The sequence below is a fragment of the Janibacter sp. Soil728 genome, from assembly GCF_001428305.1.
GTDB lineage: Bacteria > Actinomycetota > Actinomycetes > Actinomycetales > Dermatophilaceae > Janibacter.
The window spans coordinates 121,306-147,431 of sequence record NZ_LMRZ01000004.1 but is presented as its reverse complement, the minus strand read 5'-3'; the positions used below and the strand labels follow the sequence as shown (position 1 = coordinate 147,431).

The 26,126-nt window shown below is 70.9% G+C and carries 28 protein-coding genes; 12 read left to right on the top strand and 16 right to left on the bottom strand.

The features are described 5' to 3' along the window. Window positions 1-66: 66 nt before the first annotated feature. Entirely contained in the window at window positions 67-1,188 is a 1,122-nt protein-coding gene (locus tag ASG73_RS18550; protein WP_200946726.1) for a GNAT family N-acetyltransferase, read from the bottom strand. A 27-nt stretch (window positions 1,189-1,215) separates the two neighbouring features. Next, window positions 1,216-1,755, bottom strand: coding sequence for a MazG nucleotide pyrophosphohydrolase domain-containing protein (locus tag ASG73_RS07480; RefSeq protein WP_235499388.1), 540 nt, complete (start codon window positions 1,753-1,755; stop codon window positions 1,216-1,218). Window positions 1,756-1,797: 42 nt separating this feature from the next. Between ASG73_RS07480 and ASG73_RS18345 the strand changes: the two genes are divergently transcribed. Then, window positions 1,798-1,941, top strand: coding sequence for a hypothetical protein (locus tag ASG73_RS18345; protein ID WP_235499387.1), 144 nt, complete (start codon window positions 1,798-1,800; stop codon window positions 1,939-1,941). Window positions 1,942-1,982: 41 nt separating this feature from the next. Here the strand turns inward: ASG73_RS18345 and ASG73_RS07475 are convergent, their stop codons facing one another. Both ASG73_RS07475 and mfd read right to left on the bottom strand, forming a co-directional pair. After that, a complete protein-coding gene (locus ASG73_RS07475; RefSeq protein ID WP_055993151.1) occupies window positions 1,983-2,546 on the bottom strand; it encodes a hypothetical protein in 564 nt (187 codons plus the stop codon). A 21-nt stretch (window positions 2,547-2,567) separates the two neighbouring features. Further along, complete coding sequence (mfd, locus tag ASG73_RS07470; protein WP_055993149.1) at window positions 2,568-6,206, bottom strand: transcription-repair coupling factor; 3,639 nt, start codon at window positions 6,204-6,206, stop codon at window positions 2,568-2,570. A 115-nt stretch (window positions 6,207-6,321) separates the two neighbouring features. Here mfd and ASG73_RS18495 point away from each other — a divergent pair, with 115 nt between their 5' ends. The 4 genes from ASG73_RS18495 (at window position 6,322) to ASG73_RS17865 (ending at window position 9,776) form a co-directional block, all read left to right on the top strand. Then, the gene (locus ASG73_RS18495; RefSeq protein ID WP_055993147.1) at window positions 6,322-8,415 is read left to right on the top strand and encodes a TPM domain-containing protein; all 2,094 of its coding nucleotides are present in this window, start codon (window positions 6,322-6,324) and stop codon (window positions 8,413-8,415) included. A gap of 153 nt (window positions 8,416-8,568) precedes the next feature. Next, window positions 8,569-9,285: a PspA/IM30 family protein gene (locus ASG73_RS07460; protein ID WP_055993145.1), complete on the top strand. Its 717-nt coding sequence runs from the start codon at window positions 8,569-8,571 to the stop codon at window positions 9,283-9,285. A gap of 19 nt (window positions 9,286-9,304) precedes the next feature. Beyond that, window positions 9,305-9,460, top strand: coding sequence for a hypothetical protein (locus ASG73_RS17870; protein WP_156466192.1), 156 nt, complete (start codon window positions 9,305-9,307; stop codon window positions 9,458-9,460). Window positions 9,461-9,611: 151 nt separating this feature from the next. Next, complete coding sequence (locus ASG73_RS17865; protein WP_156466191.1) at window positions 9,612-9,776, top strand: hypothetical protein; 165 nt, start codon at window positions 9,612-9,614, stop codon at window positions 9,774-9,776. Window positions 9,777-9,800: 24 nt separating this feature from the next. Here ASG73_RS17865 and pth read toward each other — a convergent pair whose 3' ends face one another. Beyond that, a complete protein-coding gene (gene pth, locus ASG73_RS07455) occupies window positions 9,801-10,391 on the bottom strand; it encodes an aminoacyl-tRNA hydrolase (protein WP_055993142.1) in 591 nt (196 codons plus the stop codon). A 115-nt stretch (window positions 10,392-10,506) separates the two neighbouring features. Between pth and ASG73_RS07450 the strand changes: the two genes are divergently transcribed. Beyond that, window positions 10,507-10,920 carry a hypothetical protein gene (locus ASG73_RS07450; protein WP_055993140.1) on the top strand — a complete coding sequence of 138 codons (414 nt, stop codon included), beginning with the start codon at window positions 10,507-10,509 and terminating at the stop codon, window positions 10,918-10,920. Between the two features lie 65 nt (window positions 10,921-10,985). Here ASG73_RS07450 and ASG73_RS07445 read toward each other — a convergent pair whose 3' ends face one another. Both ASG73_RS07445 and ASG73_RS07440 read right to left on the bottom strand, forming a co-directional pair. Further along, a complete protein-coding gene (locus ASG73_RS07445; RefSeq protein WP_055993138.1) occupies window positions 10,986-11,654 on the bottom strand; it encodes a 50S ribosomal protein L25/general stress protein Ctc in 669 nt (222 codons plus the stop codon). Between the two features lie 185 nt (window positions 11,655-11,839). Next, complete coding sequence (locus ASG73_RS07440; RefSeq protein WP_055993136.1) at window positions 11,840-12,871, bottom strand: EamA family transporter; 1,032 nt, start codon at window positions 12,869-12,871, stop codon at window positions 11,840-11,842. Window positions 12,872-12,944: 73 nt separating this feature from the next. On the opposite strand from ASG73_RS07440, the gene ASG73_RS07435 reads away from it, so the two are divergent. Next, window positions 12,945-13,502, top strand: a complete 558-nt coding sequence (locus tag ASG73_RS07435; protein WP_055993134.1) for a CGNR zinc finger domain-containing protein — start codon at window positions 12,945-12,947, stop codon at window positions 13,500-13,502. Window positions 13,503-13,709: 207 nt separating this feature from the next. Here the strand turns inward: ASG73_RS07435 and ASG73_RS07430 are convergent, their stop codons facing one another. The 7 genes from ASG73_RS07430 to ASG73_RS07400 form a co-directional block, all read right to left on the bottom strand. Next, a complete protein-coding gene (locus tag ASG73_RS07430; RefSeq protein ID WP_055993132.1) occupies window positions 13,710-14,681 on the bottom strand; it encodes a ribose-phosphate diphosphokinase in 972 nt (323 codons plus the stop codon). Beyond that, entirely contained in the window at window positions 14,678-16,162 is a 1,485-nt protein-coding gene (gene glmU / locus ASG73_RS07425; protein WP_082567080.1) for a bifunctional UDP-N-acetylglucosamine diphosphorylase/glucosamine-1-phosphate N-acetyltransferase GlmU, read from the bottom strand. Before glmU ends, ASG73_RS07430 begins: the two co-directional genes overlap by 4 nt. 95 nt (window positions 16,163-16,257) lie before the next feature. Then, window positions 16,258-17,943 (bottom strand): phosphoenolpyruvate--protein phosphotransferase, encoded by a 1,686-nt coding sequence (gene ptsP, locus ASG73_RS07420; RefSeq protein WP_055993129.1) that lies wholly within the window; start codon window positions 17,941-17,943, stop codon window positions 16,258-16,260. A 5-nt stretch (window positions 17,944-17,948) separates the two neighbouring features. Next, window positions 17,949-18,221 carry an HPr family phosphocarrier protein gene (locus ASG73_RS07415; RefSeq protein ID WP_055994395.1) on the bottom strand — a complete coding sequence of 91 codons (273 nt, stop codon included), beginning with the start codon at window positions 18,219-18,221 and terminating at the stop codon, window positions 17,949-17,951. A 40-nt stretch (window positions 18,222-18,261) separates the two neighbouring features. Further along, entirely contained in the window at window positions 18,262-18,720 is a 459-nt protein-coding gene (locus ASG73_RS07410) for a PTS sugar transporter subunit IIA (RefSeq protein ID WP_055993127.1), read from the bottom strand. Next, complete coding sequence (locus tag ASG73_RS07405) at window positions 18,717-18,950, bottom strand: glucose PTS transporter subunit EIIB (protein WP_055993125.1); 234 nt, start codon at window positions 18,948-18,950, stop codon at window positions 18,717-18,719. The genes ASG73_RS07410 and ASG73_RS07405 overlap by 4 nt, the downstream gene beginning before the upstream one ends. A gap of 27 nt (window positions 18,951-18,977) precedes the next feature. After that, a complete protein-coding gene (locus ASG73_RS07400) occupies window positions 18,978-20,000 on the bottom strand; it encodes an SIS domain-containing protein (protein WP_055994391.1) in 1,023 nt (340 codons plus the stop codon). 88 nt (window positions 20,001-20,088) lie between these two features. Here ASG73_RS07400 and ASG73_RS07395 point away from each other — a divergent pair, with 88 nt between their 5' ends. From ASG73_RS07395 to pip, 4 genes are read left to right on the top strand one after another with little or no spacing between them, the layout of a single operon-like run. Next, window positions 20,089-20,838 carry a GntR family transcriptional regulator gene (locus ASG73_RS07395; RefSeq protein WP_055994388.1) on the top strand — a complete coding sequence of 250 codons (750 nt, stop codon included), beginning with the start codon at window positions 20,089-20,091 and terminating at the stop codon, window positions 20,836-20,838. Beyond that, on the top strand, window positions 20,835-22,103 hold the full coding sequence (locus ASG73_RS07390; RefSeq protein ID WP_442905348.1) for a PTS transporter subunit EIIC: 1,269 nt from the start codon (window positions 20,835-20,837) through the stop codon (window positions 22,101-22,103). The genes ASG73_RS07395 and ASG73_RS07390 overlap by 4 nt, the downstream gene beginning before the upstream one ends. Beyond that, on the top strand, window positions 22,100-23,212 hold the full coding sequence (gene nagA, locus ASG73_RS07385; protein WP_156466190.1) for an N-acetylglucosamine-6-phosphate deacetylase: 1,113 nt from the start codon (window positions 22,100-22,102) through the stop codon (window positions 23,210-23,212). The genes ASG73_RS07390 and nagA overlap by 4 nt, the downstream gene beginning before the upstream one ends. A 3-nt stretch (window positions 23,213-23,215) precedes the next feature. Beyond that, window positions 23,216-24,166, top strand: coding sequence for a prolyl aminopeptidase (gene pip / locus ASG73_RS07380; protein ID WP_055993123.1), 951 nt, complete (start codon window positions 23,216-23,218; stop codon window positions 24,164-24,166). A gap of 12 nt (window positions 24,167-24,178) precedes the next feature. Here the strand turns inward: pip and ASG73_RS07375 are convergent, their stop codons facing one another. Together ASG73_RS07375 and ASG73_RS07370 are read right to left on the bottom strand one after the other, a co-directional pair. Next, complete coding sequence (locus ASG73_RS07375) at window positions 24,179-24,856, bottom strand: histidine phosphatase family protein (protein ID WP_055993121.1); 678 nt, start codon at window positions 24,854-24,856, stop codon at window positions 24,179-24,181. Between the two features lie 9 nt (window positions 24,857-24,865). After that, window positions 24,866-25,486, bottom strand: coding sequence for a TOPRIM nucleotidyl transferase/hydrolase domain-containing protein (locus ASG73_RS07370; protein ID WP_082567079.1), 621 nt, complete (start codon window positions 25,484-25,486; stop codon window positions 24,866-24,868). On the opposite strand from ASG73_RS07370, the gene ASG73_RS07365 reads away from it, so the two are divergent. Further along, window positions 25,485-26,117 carry a cation transporter gene (locus ASG73_RS07365; RefSeq protein WP_055993119.1) on the top strand — a complete coding sequence of 211 codons (633 nt, stop codon included), beginning with the start codon at window positions 25,485-25,487 and terminating at the stop codon, window positions 26,115-26,117. The genes ASG73_RS07370 and ASG73_RS07365 overlap by 2 nt on opposite strands. Window positions 26,118-26,126: the final 9 nt, after the last annotated feature.

The window sequence follows — 26,126 nt, the reverse complement described above, 5'->3', positions numbered from 1 at the left end:
GTCGCGGTCCGACCCACCCACGCGCCCCGCGTCACACGCTCACCGACCGAGGGTCACGAAGGGAGGTCAGCCCGCGGCGAGGAGGTCGGCCAGTCGGCGTCGCTGGTCGCCCTGGACGAAGTTGCCCTCGGCCAACCACGCCTCGTGCGCGGCCCGCACGCGCGGCCAGTCGTCGAGGGTCATGGCGAACCACGAGGTGTCGCGGGACCTCCCCTTCGTCACGCGGTGCCGCCGGAAGGTGCCCTCGTAGGAGAAGCCGAGCCGCTCGGCCGCGCGTCGGGAGGGCGCGTTGAGGGAGTCGCACTTCCACTCGTAGCGGCGGTACCCGAGGTCGAAGACGTGCCCGGCGAGCAGCGACATCGCCTCGGTCGCGGCGGTGGTGCGCTGCAGGCGGGGGCCGAGCAGGACATTGCCGATCTCGACGCCGCCGTTCGCCGTGTCGATCCGCATGAGCGCCACCAGCCCGCTCGCCACGCCGTCGCCATCACGGATGACGACCTCGACCGAGTCGTCGTCCAGCCGACCGGCCACGTACTGGGCGAAGGGAGCCGCCTCGGTCATCGGGTCCTCCCCCAGGTAGGTCCACAGCGAGTGGTCGATGCTGCCGAGCTCGGCGAAGAGCTCGTCGGTGTGGGCTGCGGTCAGCGGCTCGAGGGTGCAGTGGGCGCCGGTGATGGCTTCGATCGTCGGGTGGGGAGGCGGCGTCCAGCCCGCGATCTGCGGACCGATGGGCTGGCCGTGCTCGTTGCTCCGGACCTCTGCGCGGGACGAGGGCGGCAGGACCACCTGACCGATCGGCCCCGGGTTGTGCGCGATCTCCCAGCGAAATCCGTCGGGGTCGGCGAAGTAGCCGGTGTACCCGCCCCAGTCCCGGGCCTGCCCGGACGCGACCTCCGACGAACCCGCAGAACGGGCCAGCGCGAGGATCTCGTCGACCTCCGCGGGCGCGGCGACATTGTGCGCCAAGGTGATCGGCGCCAGACCTTCGCCACGACGGATCGGACCGACCTCCCCTTCGAACTGGGTCGCGTCCCACAGCGAGAGGACGAGCTGCTCGCCGGTCCGGATCATCAGGACCTCGCCCGGCACGTCGAGGTCGGCGTGCCAGCCCAGCCCGTCGAGGTAGAAACGACGGCTCGCGTCGAGGTCGGCGACGGCGAGGGTGACGAAGCTGATCCGCTGGTCCATGCGCACGACCATAGAGAGGTGGAGCGGTCAGTCACGGTCGACGCGCGCGGCCTTCTCCTGCAGCTTGATCGCCTGCCACTGCGCCTCGATCTCCGCGAGCGTCTCGGCCTGCGCGTCCGCGAAAACGTGCGGGTTGCGGCGCACCAGCTTGTCGACGAGCGCGGCAGCGACATCGTCGACGGTGAAGGGAGCGCCGACGTGGTCCGCAGCGACCCGGGCGTGGAAGAGCACCTGGAAGAGCAGGTCGCCGAGCTCATCGGTCAGATCCGCACGCAGCCGGACGTCGTCGGGGTCGACGATGACCGCCTCGAGCGCCTCGGTCACCTCGTGCGCCTCCTCCATGACGAAGGGGGCCAGGCTCGCGTGGTCCTGCGCCGCCACCCAGGCACAACCACCCGGCGAGCGCAGCCGGTCCATCACGGCGACGGCGTCGAGCAGCCGTCCGCCCTCGACGTCCCAGGAGCCGACGAGCACCTCGACCTCGGGCGCGTCCTCGAGTCGGGAGACCTCGGCCGCGATCGCGTCGCTGAGCCCGGGATCGCCATCGGGTGAGCCCGCCCAGAGCACGACGCACTCGCGCGCCGTCTCGACGAGCTCGCGGGCTCGCTCGTGCGCGGTGTCCGACCCGATGACCTCGACCGTGACGCCGTCGTCGACGAGCGCGAGCGGGAGGACGTCGGCGCTGTCAGCGGCCAGGACCCGGTCGGCACTCTCGATCGAGCGCCAGGCATCACGACTCAGCAGGCCGGGTGAGACCCGCGGGCTGGTGGCGAGCAGGACGAGCCGACCGGAGGTCAGGGTGCCTCCACGGGGGCCTGCTGCTCGACCGGCTGCTCGAGCCAGTCGGGGGTCTGACCGGTCGCGGCCGCGTACCGAGGGCTGATCGTGACCTGCTGCTCTTCCAGATGGGCGATGAGCTTGTCGCGCGTCTTCGGGTCGAGCTGGCTGCTGAGCGCGTTGGCCCGCAGGAAGTTGACCGTCTCCTCGGAGGGCGCCGGCAACACCTCGGCGACGCTCTGGCGCACCGATCCGGCGGACGGGATCTTCAGCTTCTCCTGCTCGGCGAAGTCCAGCACCGCGGGCGCCTGGACGAGCAGGGTGACGACGCTGCCCGCGTCGAGCTGCTGCGGCTGCTGGCCGGTGCTCGCGGCCTGCGCCTCGAGGAAGGTTCGCAGCTCACGTGTCGTGCGCTGCACGTCGCCGACGGTGATGTCCTCCCCCGCGACCGCGGCGGCGACTGCGCTGCTGCCCTCGGCGGGCGCGCCGTCGGAGCCACCGCAGGCGCTCAGCGTCAGGGCAGCGACGGCCGCGAGTGCGGCCGCCCGAGCGGGGCGACGGATGGGGTGTCGACCGAGCACTGGTGGTCCTTTCGTCGGTCCTCAGCGCGAGCGTGAGGTGTCTCGGGGCGCCGTCGCCCCTGTGTCCACGATGACATCATCGAGCATGACCTGACGGATCAGCTCAGTGGCCCAGGTCAGCACCGCCGTGTCGCGCAGTGGCGAGCCCCCGATGCGCGCCGTCATGGGCTTGGGGACGAGCACCGTGCCGGTGCCCTCCTTGTAGCTCGACCTCGGGTAGAGCCGCGACAGCCTCAGCTGCTTGCTCTCCCGCAGCTGGGCCTGGGCGAAACGCACATTGCCGCCCTGGGCGACCACATCGGTCAGGCCCGCCGAGCGCACGACGATGCGCAGCCGCGCGACCTCGACGAGGTTGCGCACCGGCTCCGGCGGCTCGCCGTAGCGGTCGGTGAGCTCCTCGATGATCTCGTCCAGGTCAGCCTCGGTCTCTGCCGACGCCAACTTCTTGTACGCCTCGAGACGCAGCCGCTCCCCCGGGATGTACTCGTGCGGCAGGTGCGCGTCCACGGGGAGCTCGATCTTGACCTCGGCGGGCGCGACCTCCCCTTCGCCCTTGAAGTCGGCGACCGCGTCCCCGACCATCCGCACGTAGAGGTCGAATCCGACGCCGGCGATGTGCCCGGACTGCTCGCCACCGAGGAGGTTGCCTGCTCCGCGGATCTCGAGGTCCTTCATCGCGACCTGCATGCCCGACCCGAGGTCGGTGTTGCTCGCGATGGTCTGCAGCCGGTCGTGGGCGGTCTCGGTGAGCGGCTTGTCCGGCGGGTAGAGGAAGTAGGCGTAGGCCCGCTCCCGGCCCCGGCCGACCCGGCCGCGCAGCTGGTGCAGCTGGCTGAGGCCGAAGCGGTCGGCCCGGTCGAGGATCAGGGTGTTGGCGTTGGAGATGTCCAGGCCGGTCTCGACGATCGTCGTGCAGACCAGGACGTCGAAGCGGCGCTCCCAGAAGTCGAGGACGACCTGCTCGAGGCGGTGCTCGCCCATCTTGCCGTGGGCGACCTCGACCCTGGCGTCCGGCACGAGCTCCCGGATCCGGGCCGCGGTCCGGTCGATGCTGCTGACGTTGTTGTGGACGAAGAAGACCTGTCCCTCACGCATCAGCTCACGGTGGATCGCGGCTGCGACCTGCTTCTCCTCGTACCCACCGACAAAGGTGAGCACCGGGTGGCGCTCCTCGGGGGGCGTTGCGAGAGTGGACATCTCCCGGATGCCGGTGACGGCCATCTCCAGGGTGCGCGGGATGGGCGTGGCCGACATGGCGAGCACGTCGACATTGGTGCGCATCGCCTTGAGCTGTTCCTTGTGCTCGACGCCGAAGCGCTGCTCCTCGTCGATGATGACCAGGCCGAGGTCCTTGAACTTCACCTCGTTGCCGAGGATCCGGTGGGTGCCGATGACGAGGTCGACGGCCCCGGAGGCCATCCCCTCGAGGACCTCCTTGGCCTGCTTGTCGGTCTGGAACCGGCTGAGCGCCTTGACCGTGACCGGGAAGCCGGCGTAGCGCTCGGAGAAGGTGTTGAGGTGCTGCTGGACGAGCAGGGTCGTCGGCACGAGCACCGCGACCTGCTTGCCGTCCTGGATCGCCTTGAAGGCGGCGCGGACGGCGATCTCGGTCTTGCCGTAGCCGACGTCACCGCAGATGAGCCGATCCATCGGCACTGTCTTCTCCATGTCGGCCTTGACCTCGTCGATCGTGCCGAGCTGGTCGGGCGTCTCGACGTGGGCGAAGGCGTCCTCGAGCTCGCGCTGCCACGGCGTGTCGGGGCCGAAGGGGTGCCCCGGTGTCGCCATGCGTGCGCTGTAGAGGCGGATCAGCTCGGCAGCGATCTGCTTGACGTGTCGCTGGGCCCGCGACTTGGTCTTGTGCCAGTCGCCGCCGCCCATCTTGTTCAGCGGCGGTGCGTCGCCGCCGACATAGCGGGTCACCTGATCGAGCTGGTCGGTCGGGACGAAGAGTCGGTCACCGGGGTGCCCACGACGCGAGGGCGCGTACTCGATGACGAGGTACTCGCGGGTCGCGCCCTGCACGGTCCGCTGGATCATCTCGACGAAGGACCCGACGCCGTGCTGCTCGTGGACGACGTGATCGCCCGGGCGCAGCTGCAAGGGGTCGACCTGCTTGCGGCGACGCGACGGCATCCGCCGCATGTCGCGCGTCGTGGCGCCCGTACCGCTGGAGCCCAGCAGGTCGGCCTCCGTGATGACGGCCAGCCGCTGCTCCTCGGCGACGAAGCCGGTGCCGAGACTCGCCCGCGTCAGCGTCACGATCCCGTCCGAGAGCTCGACCTGATCATCGGGTCCGGTCGTGCGTGTGGCGACGTCCGCCTCGCCGAGGACCTCCGCGACGCGCGCGACCAGACCTGCGCCATCGGTGGCGACGACGACTCGCCAACCCGCACCGCTCCACGCGGCGAGCTGGGCGACCGCGGCCTCGGTGTTGCCCCGGAAGTGCGGCGGCTCCTGGGCCGGCACGCGCAGCCCGACGTGGTCGTGGTCGACACGGTCGTCCATGTCCGCTGCGAGAGCAGCCAGCTCGTCGTCGACGGCGAAGGGGGTGACCGTCCACCACGGCAGGTCGAGGTCGAGCGCGTGCTCGCGGGCCTGCGCCAAGGTCCAGTGCGAGGCGGTCCCGAGGACGCCCTCGAGATCGACGGGGACGGCGTTGCCGGCCGCGGCGTTGGCCCAGCTGGCCTGGAGGAACTCCTCGCTCGTCGAGACGAGGTCGTGGGCGCGCGCCCGGACCCGCTCGGGGTCGAGGAGGACGACGCCCGCCCCCTTCGGCAGCACGTCGAGTATCGACTCCATGCCGTCGACGAGGACCGGGCCGAGGGACTCCATGCCCTCGACGGCGATCCCCTCGGCGACCTTGAGCAGCATGTCGGCGACACCTGGCAGCTCCTGGGCGACGGTCGCGGCCCGCTCCCGGACCGCGTCGGTCAGGAGGATCTCGCGGCACGGCGGCGCCCACAGCTCCTCCGCCGCGTCTGAGCTGCGCTGGTCGGCAACCTTGAACCACCGGATCTCGTCGACGGTGTCGCCGAAGAACTCCACGCGCACCGGAGAGTCCTCGGTCGGCGGGAAGACATCGAGGATGCCGCCGCGCACGGCGAACTCGCCGCGTCGCTCGACGAGATCGGTGCGCACATAGGCCGCTGCGGCGAGCGCCGCGGTGACCTCGGGCAGCGCTCGCTCGTCCCCGACCCTCAGACGCACCGGCTCGAGGTCGGCCAGACCCTTGGCGATCGGCTGGAGGACGGCCCGCACGGAGGCGATGACATAGCCGGGTCGGCCGTGTCCCTCCCCCGTCGTGTCGGGGTGACGCAACCGGCGCAGCACGGCCAGGCGCCGACCGACGGTGTCGCTGCGGGGGCTGAGCCGCTCGTGCGGCAGGGTCTCCCAGCTGGGGAAGGTCGCGACGAGGTCGTGGCCGACGAGCTCCGTGAGCGCCGAGGCCATGTCATCGGCCTCGCGGGCGGTCGAGGTGATCACCAGCCGTGGCGCATCCGAGGGGGCGTCGCCACCGATGAGGGCGACGGTCGGCGCCCGCAACCCGGTCGGGGCGACGATGTCCACCTGATCGCTCGAGGCGCGGTGTCGGGGGATGTCCGCGAGTCCGGGCAGGCCGGCGATCGCGCTCATGAGCGGGGCGAGTGAGGAAGTCATTCTTCCTCGATTCTGCCGTATCCCACCGACAGCCCTGCCACGGCTGGCTCCCGTGTGGCAACGTACGACTCGACACCGTCATCCGCGGCGGGACGGACACGGACCAGGGGGCCACGTGACAGGGACCAGTCGGACGCACCGCGCAGCGAGCCTGCTCGCAGCCCTCGTGGCGGTCTTCGCCGTCCTGTGGGCCGCGTCCGCCCCCGCCACGGCACTCCCGGCCGACGCCCCGTTCAGCGTCTCCGAGGACATCACCGACCGCGCCGACGTCCTCGGCGACGTCAGCGTGCTCCAGTCCGAGCTCGACGGCCTGCGCACGGACGCCGGGATCCAGCTCTTCGTCGTCTACGTCGACTCCTTCGACGGGTCGTCGGGGGCGCAGTGGACGCAGCAGACCTTCGAGACGTCCGGCATGGGTGGCAATGACGTGCTGCTCGCGGTGGCCGTGGAGGACCGCGCCTATGGCATGTGGACCACCGGGGACTCCGGGCTCAGCGAGGCCGATGTCACGCAGGTGCAGTCCCGCGACGTCGAGCCCGCCCTCGGCAACGATGACTGGACCGGCGCGGTCTCAGCAGCCGTCACCGGCCTGCAGCGCCAGGTCGACGACCCGGCCTCCGACGACAGCGGTGGCAGCGGGGGCGGCAGCGGTGGCGGGATCTTCTCCTTCTTCTCCTTCCTCTCCCCCTTCTCGCTCTTCTTCATCGTCATCTTCGTGCTCCCCATCGTCGGCCGGATCATCAGGTCGATCACGCGCCGGAAGGAGCCCAGCGCGGTGCCGCCCCCGATCGACCAGCCGGCGCCGGTCATGTCGACCAAAAGCACCGATCAGCTGCGACAGGAGGTCGCGACCGCGCTCGTCGACCTGGACAACGCGATCCGCTCGTCGACCCAGGAGCTCTCCTTCGCCCAGGCCCAGTTCGGCGAGCAGGCCACGCAGCAGTTCACGACCGCTCTCGACGAGGCCCGCGGGCGGGCGGCCGACGCCTTCCGCATCCAGCAGGAGCTCGACATCGCTCGCGGGGCCGGCCGGCTCGACGAGCCCGAGGAGCGAGCCCGCCTCGCCCAGATCCTCGACCTGACGAGCGCGGCCGACGCCGAGCTGGATGCGCAGGAGGCGGAGTTCACCAAGCTGCGCAATCTCGAGGCCGATGCCCCCCAGTTCCTCGCGTCGCTGCGCACCCGGATCTCCGAGGTCGAGGCCCGCATCCCGGTCGCCACCCAAGAGCTGGCCGGGCTGTCCGCGACCCACCCCCGCGAGTCCCTGACAACCCTCAGCGACCACATGCAGCAGGCACCACGACTCATCGAGTCGGCGCGGGGCTTCGTCACCACCGGTGAGCAGCACATCGACGCCGGGGACCGCCCTTCGGCCGTGTCCGCCGCACGGGCTGCCGAGGACGCACTGGGCCAGGCCGACGCGCGGCTCGAGATGGTCATCTCCGCACGAGCGGTGCTCGATGACGCCACCACCTCGCTCGACACGGCGCTCGCCTCCATCTCCTCCGACCTCATCGACGCCAAGCGGCTGCAGGCCAACGACCAGATGACCGTCTCGGCAGTCGACGAGGCCCAGAAGGCGGCCGCGCTGGGCACCCGAGCCCGATCCGGCGGCGACGTGCTCGGCGCGCTCGCTGCACTCGAGCGCGCGGAGCACTACCTCGACACCGCTCTGGAGCGGTACCGCAAGGACGCGGACCGGACCGCGCAGCGGACGGAGAAGTTCGACCGCCGCTACGAAAACGTGCGCACCCGCATCGTGACGACCGAGCGCCAGATCGACACCGTCCGCGGGATGGTGGGCTCGCAACCGCGCACCCAGATCCGCGAGGCCTCGCGCCTGCTCGCCGCCGCGCACACCGAGCGCACCCGTGACCTCGACCAGGCGTCGGAGCACCTCACGCAGGCAGAGGTGCTCGTCGAGCGGGTCGTCGCCTCCATCAACTCCCACCATGACGACGACTACAGCGGCTTCGGCGGCGGTATCGGCGGTATGGGCGGTGGCCGCAACAACGGCATCGACATCGGCTCCCTCGTCCTCGGTGGCATCCTCTCCGGCGGCTTCGGCGGCCGAGGTGGTGGCTGGGGCGGCTCCTCCGGCGGCTTCGGCGGCGGTGGCGGTGGCGGCGGCTTCGGCGGGGGCGGCGGTGGCGGCGGCTTCGGCGGGGGCGGCGGCGGAGGCGGCTTCGGCGGAGGTGGCCGTTTCTGAACCAGTGCCACGCCCCCTTCGCTCCCTGACCCTGCATTGCCCTAGGGGAATGCAGACGAACGGTCCGACGGACCCCGAGAGTTGTCCCGATCCGCAAGTGAACCGATCACCAGGCACCACGACCGGCGGTCCCACCGCCAGGAGGAACGCACCATGACCAAGAAGCAGACGATCCTCGGCCGCGTCAGCCAGCTGGCCAAGGCCAACATCAACAGCCTCCTCGACCGTGCCGAGGACCCGGAGAAGATGCTCGACCAGCTCGTGCGGGACTACACCAACTCCATCGCCGAGGCCGAAGAGGCCGTGGCCCAGACGATCGCGCACGTGCGGATGGCCGAGGGCGACCTCAGGAGCGACCAGGAGGCCGCGACCGAGTGGGGCCACAAGGCCGCTGCGGCCGCCAAGAAGGCCGGCGAGCTCAGCGCTGCCGGGGACACGGCCGGCGCGGACAAGTTCACCAACCTCGCCAAGGTCGCGCTGGGCCGCCAGATCCAGCACGAGAACGAGGCGAAGACGGCGGAACCGGCCATCACGGCGCAGAACGCCCAGGTCGAGCAGCTCAAGGCCGGCCTGATCACGATGAAGACCAAGCTGGAGGACCTGAAGTCCCGCCGCTCGGCTCTCGTCGCCCGCGCCCGCAGCGCCGAGGCCCAGTCCCGCGTCCAGGAGGCCGTCGGCTCGATGGACGTCATGGACCCCACGAGCGACCTCGGCCGCTTCGAGCAGAAGATCCGCGAGCAGGAGGCGATTGTCCAGGGTCGCGCCGAGGCGCAGTCGGCCTCCCTCGACGACCAGTTCGCCGAGCTCGAGGACCACAGCCAGGACGCCGAGATCGAGGCGCGGCTGGCTGCGCTGAAGAACCAGGGCTGAGCGCCGCAGCATGTGGTGGTTGATCGGTGGTTTCGTCCTCGCCGCGTCCGGCCTAGGCGCAATCATCGGCCGGCGTGGCGGGTCCATGGAGACCTTTGACCACAACGACAAGGGCGCGCAGTTCCAGCGGCACGTCCTCGAGCGCATGAGGTTGCGCCGCAGCAGGAGGGACTGACCGGCCACTGATGCACCCGGGTCGACGAAGGACCGCCCGCTCGAGCGGGCGGTCCTTCGTCGATTCACGGCAGATCATCGATCCCCGCCGGACTCCGACTTCTGGGAGGCTTGGCTTGCGGCGGACGCTCCGCCGCTGGAGGGGGAACAGCATGTGGTGGATCATCGGAGGCTTGGCGCTGGTGTGCGGCGGCTTGGGGACCGTGATCGCGCGGCGAGGCGGGTCCATGGAGGGCGGCAGCGACCACGACGGTCACGGCAGGGCTGTCGCCGAGACCATCGGCACCCGCAACGACAACGGCGGCGCAGGGCTCTGACCTGCGTTGTCCCGGGGTGGTGCCTCAGGGACGCGGCGCGTGCACGACCTGCTGGGCGTCGGTCAGGCCCTTGGCGACGAGCAGCTCGACGGCGTCGGCTGCATCGTCGATGAGGAAGGGCAGCTCCTTGCGCTCCGTCGACGAGAAGTCCTTGAGCACGTACGACGCGGCGTCCATCCGCCCGGGCGGGCGGCCGATGCCGATGCGCACGCGCAGGTAGTCCTTGGTCCCGAAGGAGCTGGAGATCGAGCGCAGCCCGTTGTGCCCCCCTTCGCCCCCGCCGAGCTTGAGGCGTACCTCGCCGAAGGGGATGTCCAGCTCGTCGTGCAGCACGATCATGCGCTCGGGCGGGACGGAGAAGAAGCTCGCGAGCCCCTTGGTCGGCCCACCGGAGACATTCATGTAGGAGTGCGGGATCCCGATGATCGCCCGCGTGCCGGGAGGCGTCCCCAGCCGGATGGACTCGGCGCTCGCGCCGGCCTTGTGGGTCCTCAGCCGAGCCCCTGCTCGCTCGGCGAGGTGGTCGATGACCATCGCGCCGATGTTGTGCCGGTTGCCGGCGTACTGAGGGCCGGGATTGCCGAGGCCGACCACGAGCCAGGTGTCATCACTCACGGGGCCCCACTCTAGGCAATGGCGAAGGGAGGTCCCGCACGTCCACGCCGCAGCCGTCCACAGCCTGAAGCTGCCCGCCCTGCGAGGCGGTCGTCCGCGTGGCAACGTCCTGAGCATGGCTCCTGGCTCGCACCCTCGTCCTGACCCGTCCACCCGTGAAGAGTTCGACATCCGGGCTCGCAACGCGCGCATGCGCATGGCCATCATCGGTCGCCGCCTCGAGCATGTGCACACCCACCCCCACAACGATCTGACGCCGGACGACATCGAGGTTCTGCACCAGCGACTCGCAGAGGCCCGGGCCGGGCTGGATCTCGCCGGGCAGCAGGTGGAGTCACACCCGGCGCAGGCGACCCTGCTGCTCGACGAGGTGACTGAGCTGGCCGATGAGATCGGGGACCTGGCCCTCATCCCCACGCCGGTGCCCGGGCCGACCAGCCCGGCTCTCCTGGACAGCCGTGATGGGTCGACACCGATCTCCGATGCCATCTTCTGGCTCATCGAGGGAGGGCTCTTCGGCCGACGCTGAGGCGAGGACGGACGACGGGCGGGACCCCCGTGAGGAGGTCCCGCCCGTCGTCGTGGTGCGTGTGGTCACTCCTTGTCGGAGGACTCCTCGCCACCCTCGGTGGACTCGGCGGCCTCGTCCTCGGGGGCGTCGTGCTCGATGCCGGCCTCGGCCTCGGCGTCGGCGAGCTCGGCCTCGAGCTCGTCCTCGGAGATCTGCTGGGTGATGTTGACGACGAGCAGCTCCGGGTCGGAGACGAGCGTCGCGCCGGCAGGCATCTCGACGTCGCTGGCGTGGAGCATGGTGCCGCTCGCGAGGCCCTCGACGGAGACGGTGAGGTTGTCGGGCAGGTTGGTGACGTCGGCCTCGATCTCGAGGGTCTGGGCGTCCACCGTCACGACGGTCTCGGGAGCGGCGTCGCCCTCGATGTGGACGGGGACCTCGACGGTGACCTTCTCGCCACGCTTGACGATGACGAGGTCGACGTGCTCGATGACCGGCTTGATCGGGTCGCGCTGGACGTCCTTGGCCAGGGCCAGCTGGTCCGCCTCGCCCTCGACGGCGATGGTGAGCAGCGCGTTGGGGTTCTTCAGCGCCTGGAAGGTGCTGTGGAAGGGCAGCGCGAGGTGGACCGGGGCCTCGCCGTGGCCGTAGAGGACGGCGGGGACCTTCTCGGCGCGACGCAGCTTGCGGGCCGCGCCCTTGCCGAACTGGGTGCGGGTCTCGGAGTCGATGCGGATCTCGTCGTGGGCCATGTGGTGCTCCTTGTGGTGATCGGCCCGCGCAAGGGAGCGGGCAGTGTCTCGGGGATGCGGTGGCCTCGGCGCGGGACGCGGCGCGGACGGGATGTCGACGCGCAGGCGAACCCACGGGGCGGCACCGCGTCGATTACGGACCGCTGCGACCGTGCAGCGTCCCTCGCCGAGGCAACCCCGAGATACTAGTGGACCCGCTGCGACTCGGCAAAGCCGGGGATCGGCTCCTCATCTGCGACCGCCATCAGGACGGCGTCCACATCATCGGTGGGCAGCGGTGGGCCATTGCGTTCCCCTTCGCCCAGCTTGACCGCGACGACCCCCACGAGGACGGCCACTCCGCCGACGATCTGCACCGGAGACATCGCCTCGTCGACGATCAGCCAGGCGAAGACGACAGCGAAGAGCACCTCGCTCAGGCCGACGAAGGAAGCGACGGTGCCGCCGAGCAGGCGTGCAGCGGCGATGCCGGAGACATAGGCGACAGCGCCCGCGACGACTGCGAGCTCGATGATCGGGACCCACCAGGGAGCCGACCATCCGGCGAGGTCGACGGCAGAGGTGTTGGCGGTCATCGGCAGCAGACCGACGGCGGCCGCGAGGAGCAGGCTCACGGCACCCACGGCCAGGCCCGCACCGGCGAAACCGATCGGCGGGAGGGCGTCCTGCTCGTCCGCTGCGACGAGGAAGAAGACCACGAGGCCGACGGCCGCGAGCAGACCCCACAGCACCCCGACCAGGTCGAGCTGGGCCCCGGACGTGACGTCGAGGACGAGGACGAGACCGAGGACGGCCGCGGCGACGCCGGCCGCGGTGAGCGGCGAGGGCCGCCGGCCGTGCCTGACCCAGACCCAGCCCACGATGAGCACGGGCGCGAGGTACTCGAGCAGCAGGGCCACCCCGACCGACAGGTGGTCGACCGCCATGAAGTAGGCGAACTGGCACCCCGCGACCGCGAAGAGCCCGTACGCCGTGATGCGAAGGGCGTTGCGGCGCAACAGGTGCCACTGGCCGCGCATGGCGATGACCGTCGGGACGAGCAGCACCAGCGCCGCGCCGCAGATGCGCAGCGTGACGATGGCGCCGGGACTCCACCCTGTCGCCAGGAGCGAGGCGCCGAAGGTGCCTGAGGAGCCGAAGGTCGCCGCGGAGAAGAGCGCGACGAGCAGCCCCAGCACGAAGGGGGCCCGTTGCGGGGTGGAGATGACGGCCTGCACGGCTGCTCCTTGCGTCATGAGTCACGTAACCTGTTGGTGATGACGCTAGACCTCCACGACGTCAGGAGTCAACATGGCCTTTGCCCATGACACGGACATTGCACTGCGCACGGCGGCTGCACTGGTCAACACCGCTGTCGGCATCCGCGCCGATGACGCGCAGGACACCCTCTCGAGCGTCGAGGCCCTTCGGGATTTCTACGAGACCTGGGGCTGGACAGGACGCTTCGACGGGGACGCCGCCGAGCTGGAGCAGGCCCGCGCGCTGCGCGGACGGCTGCGTGCCGTGTGGCAGGCCGCCGACGACGACGTGGCTGCGGCCGAGCTGGTCAACGAGCTGCTGCGCGATGGCCGGGCCCTCCCGCAGCTCGTCGACCATGACGGCTACGGCTGGCACATCCATGCCACGGACACCGACGCCCCCTTCGCGCGACGGATGCAGGTCGAGGCGGCGATGGCCTTCGTCGACGTCATCCGTGCCGGTGAGCTGTCCCGGTTGCGGGTGTGCGCCGCCGACGACTGCGACGACGTGCTCGCCGACCTCTCGCGCAACCGCAGCAAGCGCTACTGCGAAGGGGGCTGCGGCAACCGGCTCGCCGCCGCTGCCTACCGGTCGCGGCAGGGCGGCTGAGCGTCCCCGCGCCCGCGGACCCCTCTGCGACCCCCCGGCAGGACACGTCGGCGCCGGCCGAAGTCCTTCGTCGTCGTCCGGGTGCGTTCTCGTTCTCGACTTCGGCTTGAGTGGCGCCGACATCTCCTGTCGCGGGCCCGCCCTCGCCCGCCCGCAAAGACGACGAGCCCCGCAGCCGGGTGGCTGCGGGGCTCGTGTCGTATCGGGTCAGTTGAAGAGGCTGGTGACCGAGCCGTCCTCGAAGACCTCGCGGATCGCGCGGGAGACGAGCGGGGCGATGGAGAGCTCGGTGAGCCCCTCGAAGCGCTGCGCGTCCGTCAGCGGGAGGGTGTCGGTGACGATGATCTCCTCGGCCGCGCAGGCCTGCATCCGCTCGACGGCCGGACCGGAGAAGATCGCGTGGGTGGCAGCGATGATGACGCCGGCGGCGCCGTCCTCCATGAGGGCGTCGGCGGCCTTGGTGATCGTGCCGGCCGTGTCGATCATGTCGTCGACGAGCACGCACCAGCGGCCCTCGACCTCACCGACCACGCGGTTGGCGAGGGACTCGTTGGGACGGTCGATGTTGCGCGTCTTGTGGATGAAGGCCAGCGGCACGCCGCCGAGCTGACGCGACCACTGCTCGGCGACCTTGATCCGACCGGCGTCCGGGGAGACGACGGCGAGCTTGCGATCGCCGTACTTCTCGTTGACATACGTGGCCAGGATCCGTCGCGCCATGAGGTGGTCGACCGGGCCGTCGAAGAAGCCCTGGATCTGGTCGGTGTGCAGGTCGACCGTGATCAGGCGGTCGGCGCCAGCGGTCTTGAACATGTCGGCCATCAGACGCGCCGAGATCGGCTCGCGACCGCGGTGCTTCTTGTCCTGACGCGCATACCCGTAGAAGGGCATGACCACGGTGATCCGCTTGGCGCTGGCGCGCTTGAGGGCGTCGACCATGAGCAGGTGCTCCATGATCGCCTCGTTGATCGGGGTGGAGTGGCTCTGCAGCACGAAGGCGTCGCAGCCACGCACCGACTCCTCGTAGCGCACATAGATCTCACCGTTGGCGAAGTCGTACGCGCTCGTGGGCACCAGCTCGATGTCGAGCTCCGCCGCAACGGCGTCGGCCAATGCCGGGTGGGTGCGTCCGGAGAAGACCATGAGGTTCTTCTCCGGGGTCCTGTGGATGCCGCTCACTGGGGGGCCTCGCTGCTCTCGGGGGTGGGGTCGGTCGAAGGGGGCTGTGTCGCCGCCTGTGCGGCGGCGTCGGTCGAGGTGCCGGCTCGGTGCGTGGCAACCCAGCCGTCGATGTTGCGCTGGCGGCCACGGGCGATGCCGAGCTGCCCGGCGCCGACTGCGTCGGTGAGGGCCGAACCGGCAGCCACGTAGGCACCGTCGGCGACCTCGACCGGCGCGATGAGCACGGTGTCGGAGCCGACGAAGGAGTGCTTGCCGATGACGGTCTGGTGCTTGCTGACACCGTCGTAGTTGGCGAAGATCGTGCCGGCGCCGATGTTGGCGCCCTCCCCGATCACGGCGTCGCCGGCGTAGGTGAGGTGCGGGACCTTGGCCCCGTCGCCGATCTTGGCGTTCTTGGTCTCGACGAAGCCGCCGATCTTCCCCTTCGCCCCGAGCTCCGTGCCCGGACGCAGGTAGGAGAAGGGGCCGACCGTGGCGCCCGCGCCGATGACGGCGAGGTGGCCCTCGGCGCGCTTGACCTCGGCGCCGTCGCCGACCTCGCAGTCGGTGAGGGTGACGTCCGGGCCGATCGTGGCCTCGGCGCCGATGCTCGTGGCGCCCAGCAGCTGGGTGCCGGGCAGGACGCGCGTGTCCTGCCCGATGGTCACGTCGACGTCGATCCACGTCGTGGCCGGGTCGACGATCGTCACGCCGGCGCGCATGTGGCGCTCGAGGACGCGCTGGTTGAGGACCTTGCCGAGCTCGGCGAGCTGGACGCGGTCGTTGACGCCCTCCGTCTGCCAGAGGTCGGTGAGCACGTGCGCGGTGACGGTGCCGCCAGCGGCCCGGGCCAGCTGGAGGACGTCGGTCAGGTACTTCTCACCTTGGACATTGTCCGAGGTGACATTGGCCAGCTCACGGCGCAGCACGGCGGCGTCGAAGGCGTAGATGCCGGAGTTGATCTCCCGGATCCCGCGCTCGGCCTCCGTGGCGTCCTTGAACTCCACGATCCGCTCGACGCCGCCCTCGGCATCGCGCACGATGCGGCCGTAGGACTTGGCATCGTCGAGGACCGAGGTGATGACGGTGACGGCGGCACCCGCCCCGACGTGGGCGCGGGTCAGCTCGCTGATCGTCTCGGCGGACAGCAGCGGCACGTCACCCATGGTGACGACGACGGTGCCCTGCAGGTCGGCCGGCAGGACCTCGAGACCGCACTCGACCGCACGCCCGGTGCCCTTGACCTCGTCCTGGTCGGCGGTGCGGCAGGTGAGGTGCGCCTGCGTCGCGTACTCGTCGATGAAGGCGGCGACCCGGTCGCGTTGGTGACGCACGACCACGACGGTCTCGCTCGCACCGGCACCGGCCGCGGCTCGCATCGCGTGCCCCAGGAGAGGGGCACCGCCGATGGGATGCAGGACCTTGGGGAGGGTCGACTTCATCCGGGTTCCCTCGCCCGCGGCGAGGATGATGACTGCGTCGGGACGGACGTCGTTCACGCGGTGTACTCCGAGGTCTCGGGGGTGCGGCTGGCCGTCTGGGCCGCTCACCAACTGTAGCGGCCGGACCGTGCCGTGCTCGACCGAGCCCGACCTCAGAGCAGGTCGGTGATCTCCACCACGGCCTGCTCGAGGCAGCGAGTCCGCGCCGCAGCGGCAGTGCGCGCGCCCAGCGCCACAGTCGCGATCCGCTGGCACTCGGGCAACGAGTGGCGCGAGAGGGCGAGCCGGACCATCGGGATCCTGCTCGGGGCCATCGACAGGCTCGAGACACCGAGGCCGACGAGCACGAGCGCCAGGAGTGGATCGCCAGCCGCCTCACCGCACACCCCGACGGGGGTGCCGGTCGCTGCACCTCCGGCACAGGTCGCGGCGACGAGGTCGAGCACTGCGGGTTGCCACGGATCGAGCAGCTCGGACAGTGCGCCCTGCATCCGATCGGCCGCCATCGTGTACTGCGAGAGGTCGTTGGTGCCGATGCTCGCGAAGTCCATGTCGGCCAGGACGTGCCGGGAGCGCAGGGCGGCGGCCGGCACCTCGACCATCACACCAGCCGTGGGAAGCCCGTGCTCGCGGACCCGGCGGGCAAACCAGTCCGCCTCCTCCGCCGTGGCCACCATCGGCGCCATGACCCGGACGTCCGCGCCGGTCTCCCGGGTCGCGATGGCGAGCGCCTGCAGCTGGACGTCGAGCAGGTCGGGACGCTCCGCCGACAGGCGCAGACCTCGGCGCCCGAGAGCCGGGTTCTCCTCCGGGCCGAGGTCGGCGAAGGCGAGCGGCTTGTCAGCACCTGCGTCGAGGGTGCGCACCACGACGCGACGGCGCCCGAAGGGTGCGAACACCTGGGCGTAGACCTCGGCCTGCTCGTCGAGCGTCGGGGCCGAGGTGGCGGAGAGGAAGAGGAACTCGGTGCGAAAGAGCCCGACCCCCTCGAGGTCCTGCGCGGCGGCCGCCTCTGCGTCCGCCACATCGCCGATGTTGGCCAGGAGTGCGACGGCATGTCCGTCGCTGGTGCGTCCGGGTCCGAAGGACCCGTCCAGGGCCGAGGTGCGGCGCTCGTTGCGCACGGCGAGGTCGGCGACGAAGGCCTCACCCGGCTCCAGGGTCACCGTGCCCAGGTCACCGTCCACGGCGACGAGTGCGCCGACGGGCAGCTCGAGAGCTCGGTCGCACTGCACGACGGCGGGGATCCCTCGCTGGGCGGCGAGGATCGCGGTGTGGCTCGTGCGACCACCACCGCTGGTGACGATGGCCAGGACGAGGGTGCGGTCGAGGACGGCGGTCTCCGCCGGGGCAAGGTCCTGCGCCACCACCACGCTGGGCTCGGCGAGGTCGGGGACCCCGGGAGCGGGTACGCCGAGGACGGCAGCGACGGCTCGGGCACCGACATCACGCAGGTCGGCGACCCGCTCGGCGAAGTACCCACCGAGGGCCTCGAACTGCACGACGAACTCGGACACGGCGGACTCGATCGCGGTCGCGGGCCCCTCCCCTTCGTCCAGGTGCGTGCCAGCGGCCTTGAGCAGGCCCTTGTCGCGGGCCATGAGTGCGGTGGCCGTGAGGATCTCCGCGGCGGTGTCCTCGACCCGGCCGGCCCGCTCCTCGAGGTCGCGGGCCACCGACTCGAAGGCCGCCTTCACCTGGGTGAGCGCCTGCTGCGGGTCGGCCGCTGCCGCCTCGCCCTCGGGCGCACGGACCGGCGGCGAGACGAGCACCACCGGGCCGTAGGCACAGCCCGGGGACACCCCGATGCCGCGGTGGGTGCGCTCCTCGTCGGCCACGGGGCTCAACCCTGCGCGTCGAGGTCGGTCTCGAGGAGGGTGACGAGGGCGTCGAGCACCTGCTCGGCCCCCTTCCCTTCGGCGGTGATCTCGACCTGCTCCCCGTGCTTGGCCCCGAGGGTCATGACGCCGAGGATGCTCGTCGCGTCGACGGCTTCCTCGCCGGGACGAGCGACCTGCACGTCGAGGCCGGACTCGTTGGCCTGCTTGACGAAGAGGGCTGCGGGCCGCGCGTGGAGGCCGACGGACGAGGCGATGGTGGCGGTGCGACTGGGCATGTGGTGCTCCTGGTCGTGGTCGGTGGATGTGTGCATTGCCCTAGGGCAATGCGAAGAGGGAGGCGCCGGGGACGACGTCGGCGGGCAGGTCCGACAGGTCGAGCGAGTCGGCGGGGGCGTCAAGGACCACCACGGGCACCTGACGCGAGATCGCCTGTCCCGCAGCCTCGCTCGGGAGCGTGGCGGGGTCCCAGGAGATGATCGGGTCCCCCACCGAGACGGTGGACCCTTGGGTCGTGTGCACCTCGAAGCCCGCCCCCTCGAGCCGCACCGTGTTGATCCCGAGGTGGACGAGCACGCCGGCGCCCTCCCCCACGACGACGAAGGCATGGGGGTGGATCTTCATGACCGCCCCGGCGATGGGGGCGACCACGGTCTGGATGCCGTCCGGCGGCTCGATGACCAGCCCGGGACCGACGAGCTGCCCGGCGAAGACCTCGTCGACGCACTCGGTGATGGGCAGGACCCTCCCCGCGCAGGGGGCGAGCACCTCGCTCACATCAGGTCCTCGATGTCGTCCGCGAGGTTGTCCGCCTCGGGGCCGACGACGACCTGGACGACCGTGCCCTGAGCCATGACTCCGTGGGCGCCCGCCGCCTTGAGCGCGGCCTGGTCGACCAAGGACCCGTCCTTGACCTCGGTCCGCAGCCGGGTGATGCACGGCTCGATCTCGACGATGTTGTCCGCGCCGCCGAGGCCGGCGAGGATCTGCTCTGCCTTGGTTGCCATGGTGAAGTCCCTTTCAGTGGTGGTGGATCAGTGTGAGTCGGTGCGGGTGACCTTGGCCAGACCGCGGGGGTTGTCAGGGTCGTGACCACGCGCCCGCGCGAGCCGCTCGACGAGCAGCTGGGCGGGCACGACGAGCCCGAGGGGTGCGACCGGCTCCGGCAGGTCCGGTCCGGGCACGTGCACGTCGCAGGCCCGGGCGAAGGGGGCGTCCCCACCGATGCCGACGACCCGCGCCCCTCTGCGGCGCAGGTCATCGGCAAGGTCCGTCAAGGGCTCGAGCATCGGCCCGTCGGAGGCAGCCAAGAGCACCGCGACGACGGAGGGCTCGATGACCGAGATCGGTCCGTGGCGCAGGTCGGCGTACGAGTACCCGCGCACCGGGATCAGACAGGTCTCCTCGATCTTCAGCGCGGTCTCGAGCGCTGTCCCCAGGCACAGGCCACGACCCGTGACGACGACATGCGCGGCATCGCGCAGCAGGCCGACCGCAGGATCGACGAGCTCGACGCACGCCACCGCCGAGGCCACCTCGTCAGCGACTCCGGCGAGATCGGGCTCGAGGTCGGCGCCGAGGGCGTCGGCGAGCACGGCCATGGCAACCAGCTGCGTGAGATAGGTCTTCGTGGCCGGCACGGCCATCTCCGGCCCCGCCCGGGTGATCAGGGCGACGTCCGCCCCCTTCGCCAGGGGGGAGCCGGCGACATTGGTCACGGACACGATCGCGGCACCGTGGGAGCGCGCCCAGTCGACGCACTCGATGATCTCCGTCGTCGCCCCTGACTGCGACACCGCCACGAGCAGCGTGTCGGTGAGGTCGAGGTCCGCGCGGTAGTGGGTGGCGATGCTCGGGGCAGCGAGCGCGGCGCTCACCCCGGCGCAGGCCTCCAGGAGATAGCGGCCGTAGATCGCGGCGTTGTCGCTGGAACCGCGCGCGACGAAGAGGACACGACGGTGACCGGCGAAGAGGGTGCAGAGGTCGGCGCGCAGAGGAAGCAGCGCGGCAAGGGTGCGTCGGATCGCCTCCGGCTGCTCGGCGATCTCGTCGGCCATCACGGTCACGATGCTTGACACCTCCCACCTCGACGTGGATCCTCACTGGTACGTACCAGACCGTACCAATGAAGGTGAGGATCCGGAAGTGCCACGAGCACCCCTGTCGGGGCCACGCCCCAAGCACGTCCAGCTGCGCGACGCCCTCACCGAGCTCGCCGGACAGCTGGGCCCGGACGCAGCCATCCCCTCCGAGCGCGAGCTCATGGTCAGCTTCGACGTCTCACGCTCCACGGTGCGCAAGGCCATCGAGACCCTCATCGGCGACGGTCTGCTGCACCGGGTCCACGGCAAGGGCACCTTTGTCGCGCGACCGCGCCTCGAGAGCCGACTGCACCTCGCGAGCTTCAGCCAGGACATGCGCCGCCGCGGCCTCGAGCCCTCGACCCGACTCCTTGACATCGAGCTCACCGCTCCCCCAAGGGAGGTCATGGACTGGCTCGGCGGCTCTCACGCCTGGCGAGTCGACCGACTCCGTCTCGCCGACGGTCAGCCCATCGCCCTCGAGGAGAGCTGGTACTCGGCCGCCCTGCTGCCCGACCTGGACTCCCACGACCTCGGCGACTCGCTCTACGCGCTCCTCGCCGACGAGTACGACATCGTCATCGACGCCGCCGAGCAGACCCTCTGGGGCGAGAGCGCCCAGGGCCGCGTCGCTCGAGTGCTCGCCAGCCCGGAGCACACTCCCCTCCTCGTGTTTCGTCGCCTCTCCACCAGTCTCGGCCACCCGGTCGAGCACGTGATCTCCCGCTACCGCGGGGACCGCTACCAGCTGCACATGTCGTTGAGCCGGGACGACGACCCAACCCCGGCACCACCCGAAGGGAATCGCTCGTGACCACAGCAGACGGGCCCATCGACGTGCCCGGCGACCAGCCGGCGCGCAAGAAGAAGCTCAACCTGGCACCGCTCCAGAAGTTCGGCCGCAGCCTCATGCTGCCCATCGCGGCCCTGCCGGCCGCCGGACTGCTCCTGCGTCTGGGGCAGCCGGACCTCCTCGGCGCGGACGGCCTCGGCTGGACGCACGTGGCGCCGATCATCGGCGCCGCCGGTAGCGCCCTCTTCGACAACCTGCCGATCCTCTTCGCGGTGGGCATCGCCATCGGCATGGCCAAGAAGGCAGACGGTTCGACGGCCCTCGCGGCAGTCGTGGGGTACCTCGTCTTCAAGGGAGTCGGGGATGCCATGTCCCCCTTCGTCCTCGGCGCGGCGGCGGAGGGAGAAGAGCAGGCCCTGATCAACTACGGTGTCCTCGGTGGCATCGTCATGGGGCTCACCGCGGCCTGGCTGTGGCAGAAGTACCACCGGATCAAGCTGCCGACCTACCTCGCCTTCTTCGGCGGGCGACGCTTCGTCCCGATCATCACCGCCGTGGCGGCGATCATCCTCTCGGTGCTCATGAGCTTCGTCTACCAGTGGTTCGACGCGGGCATCACCAACCTCGGTGAGTGGGTCGCCGACAACGAGGTCCTCGGTGGCTTCGTCTACGGCACGGTCAACCGGCTGCTCATCCCGACCGGTCTGCACCACATCCTCAACAACCCTCCGTGGTTCCTGCTCGGCGAGTACACCACTGCAGGTGGCGAGACCGTCACGGGCGACATCCCGCGCTTCCTCAACGGCGACCCGACCGCCGGAGCCTTCATGACCGGCTTCTTCCCGATCATGATGTTCGCCCTCCCGGCCGCTGCCCTGGCCATCTACCAGGAGGCCAAGCCGGCGCAGAAGAAGCTCGTCGGCGGCATCATGGGCTCCACCGCCCTGACCGCCTTCCTCACCGGCGTCACCGAGCCCCTCGAGTTCGCCTTCATGTTCGTCGCGTGGCCGCTCTACGTCATCCACGCCCTGCTCACCGGTTCGTCACTCGCACTGGTCAATGCCCTGGGCATCAAGGACGGGTTCGGTTTCTCCGCAGGGTTGTTCGACTTCGTGCTCAACTTCAACATCGCGACCAAACCCTTGCTGCTCATCGTCATCGGGCTGGGCTATGCGGTCGTGTACTACGTGCTCTTCCGCGTCGTCATCCGCAGGTGGAACCTGCGCACCCCCGGTCGTGAGGACGAGGGCGAGGAGTCCCTGGTCACCGCGGACGACAGCGCGTGATCCTCACCGCCGATCGCATCGTCACCCCGGGGCGCACGCTCGCCCCGGGGTGGGTGCGCGTGGTGTCCGAGCGCATCGAGGAGGTGGGCGAAGGGGGTCCCCCCTCGCCTGCCGATGTGGTCCTGACGGGCACCCTCGTGCCGGGCTTCGTCGACGCGCACTGTCATGGCGGTGGCGGGGCCTCCTTCACCGTCGGCGACGCCGACGAGGCCATGGACGTGGCCGCCGCCCACCTGCGCCACGGCACGACGAGCCTGGTGGCCAGCCTCGTCACCGACGAGGTGCCGCAGCTGGAGCGTCACGTCCGCGTCCTGGGCGAGCTCGTCACCGACGGAGTCCTCGCCGGGGTCCACCTCGAGGGACCGTGGCTGTCGCGGGACTTCTGCGGCGCCCACGAGCCGAGCCTGCTGCGTCCCCCTTCGCCCGCGGACGTCGACCGACTGCTCGCTGCCGGAGGCGATGCCCTGCGGATGGTGACGATCGCCCCCGAGCTCGACGGCGCGATGGACGCGGTCCACCGGATCGCCGACGCAGGTGTCGTGGTCGGGGTCGGCCACAGCGACGCGAGCTGGGAGCAGGCCCGTGAAGCGATCGATGCCGGGGCGAGCGTCGCAACGCACCTCTTCAACCAGATCCGCGGGCTGCACCACCGCCGCCCCGGCCCGATCGCCGCCCTGCTCGAGGACGAGCGCGTGTGGGTCGAGCTGATCTCCGACGGGGTGCACGTGCACCCGGCCATGCTTCGCCTGGCCCTGGCTGCCGCGCCGGGGCGGATCATGCTCGTCACCGACGCCATGGGCGCGGCGGCAGCGGACGACGGCGACTACCACCTGGGCCCGATCCACGTGCAGGTGCGTGACGGGGTGGCGCGCACACCCAGCGGCGCCATCGCGGGGTCCACGCTCACGATGGCGGGAGCGGTTCGGCACTCGGTGGCGAGCGGATTCACGCTCGAGCAAGCGGTGGACGCAGCCACCCGGGCTCCGGCCGCCGCTCTCGGACTCACCGATGTCGGACGGGTCGAGGCGGGCGCCCGCGCCGACCTCGTCGTGCTCGACGAGGGACTCACGGTCTCAGCGGTCATGCGTCAGGGCATCTGGGAGGGTTGAGAGATGGCCCGGTACCCGCTCGTCGACCCCTTCGAGGAGGGCGTGCTCGACACCTCCGACGGTCACCACGTGCACTGGGAGCGGGTCGGCAACCCGACGGGCAAGCCCGCTGTCGTCCTGCACGGAGGACCCGGGTCCGGCGCCGCACCGTGGTGGCGCCGCTACTTCGACCCCGACCGTTACTGCGTGACCCTCTTCGACCAGCGGGGCTGCGGGCGCAGCCGACCGCTGGCGAGCGACCCGCACGCTGACCTGTCGACGATCACGACGCAGCACCTGATCGCCGACATCGAGGCACTGCGCGCCCTTCACGGCGTCGACCGGTGGCTCGTCCTCGGTGGGTCGTGGGGTTCGACGCTGGGCCTGGCCTATGCGGTCACCCACCCCGAGCGGGTCAGCGAGATGGTCTTCTGGGGCGCCGTGACGACCACCCGCGAGGAGGTCGACTGGCTCACCTGGACGATGGGTGAGGTCTACCCGGAGGCCTTCGACTCCCTGCGCTCCCTCGTCCCGGACGTCGAACGTGGCGGCAATCTGCCCGCCGCGATCCACGAGCTGCTCGCGGACCCCGATCCAGCGGTCCACCACCGAGCCGCCCGGGCATGGTGCGACTGGGAGGAGCGTCTGGCCACGCTGACCGGGCCGCCCGTGGCCAGCCCGCGCTACGCGGATCCCACCTTCGCTCTGGGGTTCGCTCGACTCGTGACCCACGTCTTCGGCCACTACGGCTTCCTGCCACCGGACGGGATCAGCGGGCGCCTCGACTCGATCGCGGGCATCCCCGCGGTTCTCGTCAGGGGCCGGCTCGACATCGCCGCACCGTTGGGCGTGGTCCATCGCCTCGTCGAGCGTCTGCCGCTCGCCACGCTGCACGTCGTGGAGGGCGAGGACCACAGCGGCGCCGAGGTCACGGACGGGATCATCGTGCGGGCGACGGACGACTTCGCCCGCTGACGGACATCGCAGTCAGTCGTCGAGCTCCTCGTCGATCGCCTCACCCGTGACGTCGTGGGCGCGGACCCCCGCCAGGTGGGCACCACCGAGCGGCTCACCAGTCCAGCGCACGAGCCCCCAGCCGTCGCTCGGGTGTCCCTCGAGCAGGATCATGCCCGTGTTGTTGATCCACATGCCCTCGACCTCGTCGGCGTCGAGTCCGGCCGCGAGGGTCGCGAAGACGCGGATGGCGGCACCGTGGCTGAAGAGGGCGACGGTGTCCTCCCGACCGTGCCGCTCGGCGATGCCCCGCACCGCACGGTCGTAGCGATCCATGAAGTCGTGGCCGGTGGTCCCGCCCGGCAGGGCGTGATCGAGGTCCCGGTGCAGCCAGGCCGCCAACCCGCCGAGGTAGGCCTCGACCGCCTCCTGGTCCGAGCGCATCTCGAAGGCGCCGGCTGCGATCTCCTCGAGCCCCTCGCGCACGTGCACCTCGATCCTGCGCTCCACGCCCAGTGGGTTGCCCGTCAGCTGGGTCCGCACGAGCGGCGAGGCGTAGACCGCGCTGACGTCCTCGTCGGCGAGCGCGGCCGGGACCGCGGCCGCTTGCGCCTGCCCGAGGTCGGTCAGGCCTGCGCCCGGGAAGGCGGTGTCGAGCGCACCCGAGACGTTGTTGGGAGTCTGGCCATGGCGGATGAGGAGGAGTCGCACGCCTGCAGGTTACGTGGCACCGACCTGCTCGAGGAGGGCCACCAGCGGTGCGGGCGCCTGCTCGAGGGGCATGGCATCGACGAAGAGCCCGGCATAGCGTGCCTTGCGTCCCGACTGCGAGCCCAGGAACCGTCGGAGCACCTTCTCCCGCGACCAGCCTTGCTGCGCAGGCATCCTCGCCAGCAGACGAAGGGAGCGCCCCTCGCCTGCCGACTCGATCACGGCTTCGGCGCCGTCCGTCCCGAGCGCACGCAGCAGCTCGTCCTCGAGGTCGACGTGGCACGCGTGGAAGCCCCTCCCTGCCGGACCGGTCGCCTCGTCCACGGGCAGGCCGGCGGCGAGCAACCCCCTTCGGACATGACGCTCCTCGCCGACGTCGTAGAGGCCGAGGACCCGCTGACCGAGACCGTGGGGGCCGTGGCGCTCGGCGAAGGTCCGAACATTGGTGACGCCACCCATGGGCAGCACTGCGACGTCGGTCTCGGCGAGGTCGATCCCGAGCCGGGGTGCGAGCGCGCGCAGCGCCAGCCGGTCGCTCTCCCCCTCGACCAGCACGACGGTCCGCGGTGCGCTCACCAGACCATTGAGCGCCGAGGAGGGCGGCACCGCAAGCCGATATCGTCGCGGCATGAGCGCAACCGTGCACCCTCTGGGGATCGACGCTCGCCGACTGCGACGGCTCGTGCTCGTCGTGGCGCTGCTCAACTTCGCCTACTTCTTCGTCGAGTTCACCGTCGCCCTGGGCGCCGGGTCGGTGTCGCTGCTCGCGGACAGCGTCGACTTCCTCGAGGACACCGCGATCAACCTGCTGATCTTCGTGGCGCTCGGCTGGCCGCTCGCCCGGCGCGCCCTGATGGGCAAGGCGATGGCCCTGGCAATCCTCGTACCGGCAACGGTGGCCGGTGTCGAGGCGGCCCGTCGCTTCGCCGACCCGGTCGCCCCCGAGGTGCTGCCCGTCGTCCTCGCCTCGCTCGGCGCGATCGTCGTCAACGGCACGAGCGGATGGCTGCTGGCGGGTGTGCGGCACGCCGGGGGCTCGCTCAGCCGAGCGGCCTTCCTCTCCGCGCGCAACGACGTGCTCGTCAACGTCGCCGTCATCGGCATGGCCGTCGTGACGCTGTGGACATCGTCCGGCTGGCCGGACCTGGTCCTGGGCTGCGCCATCATCCTCATCGCCCTCCATGCGGCCTGGGAGGTGTGGGAGGTCAGCGAGGAGGAGCGCCTGGCGGCCAAGGCCCTCTCGGGCGAGGAGATCGGCTGAGCGGTCGAC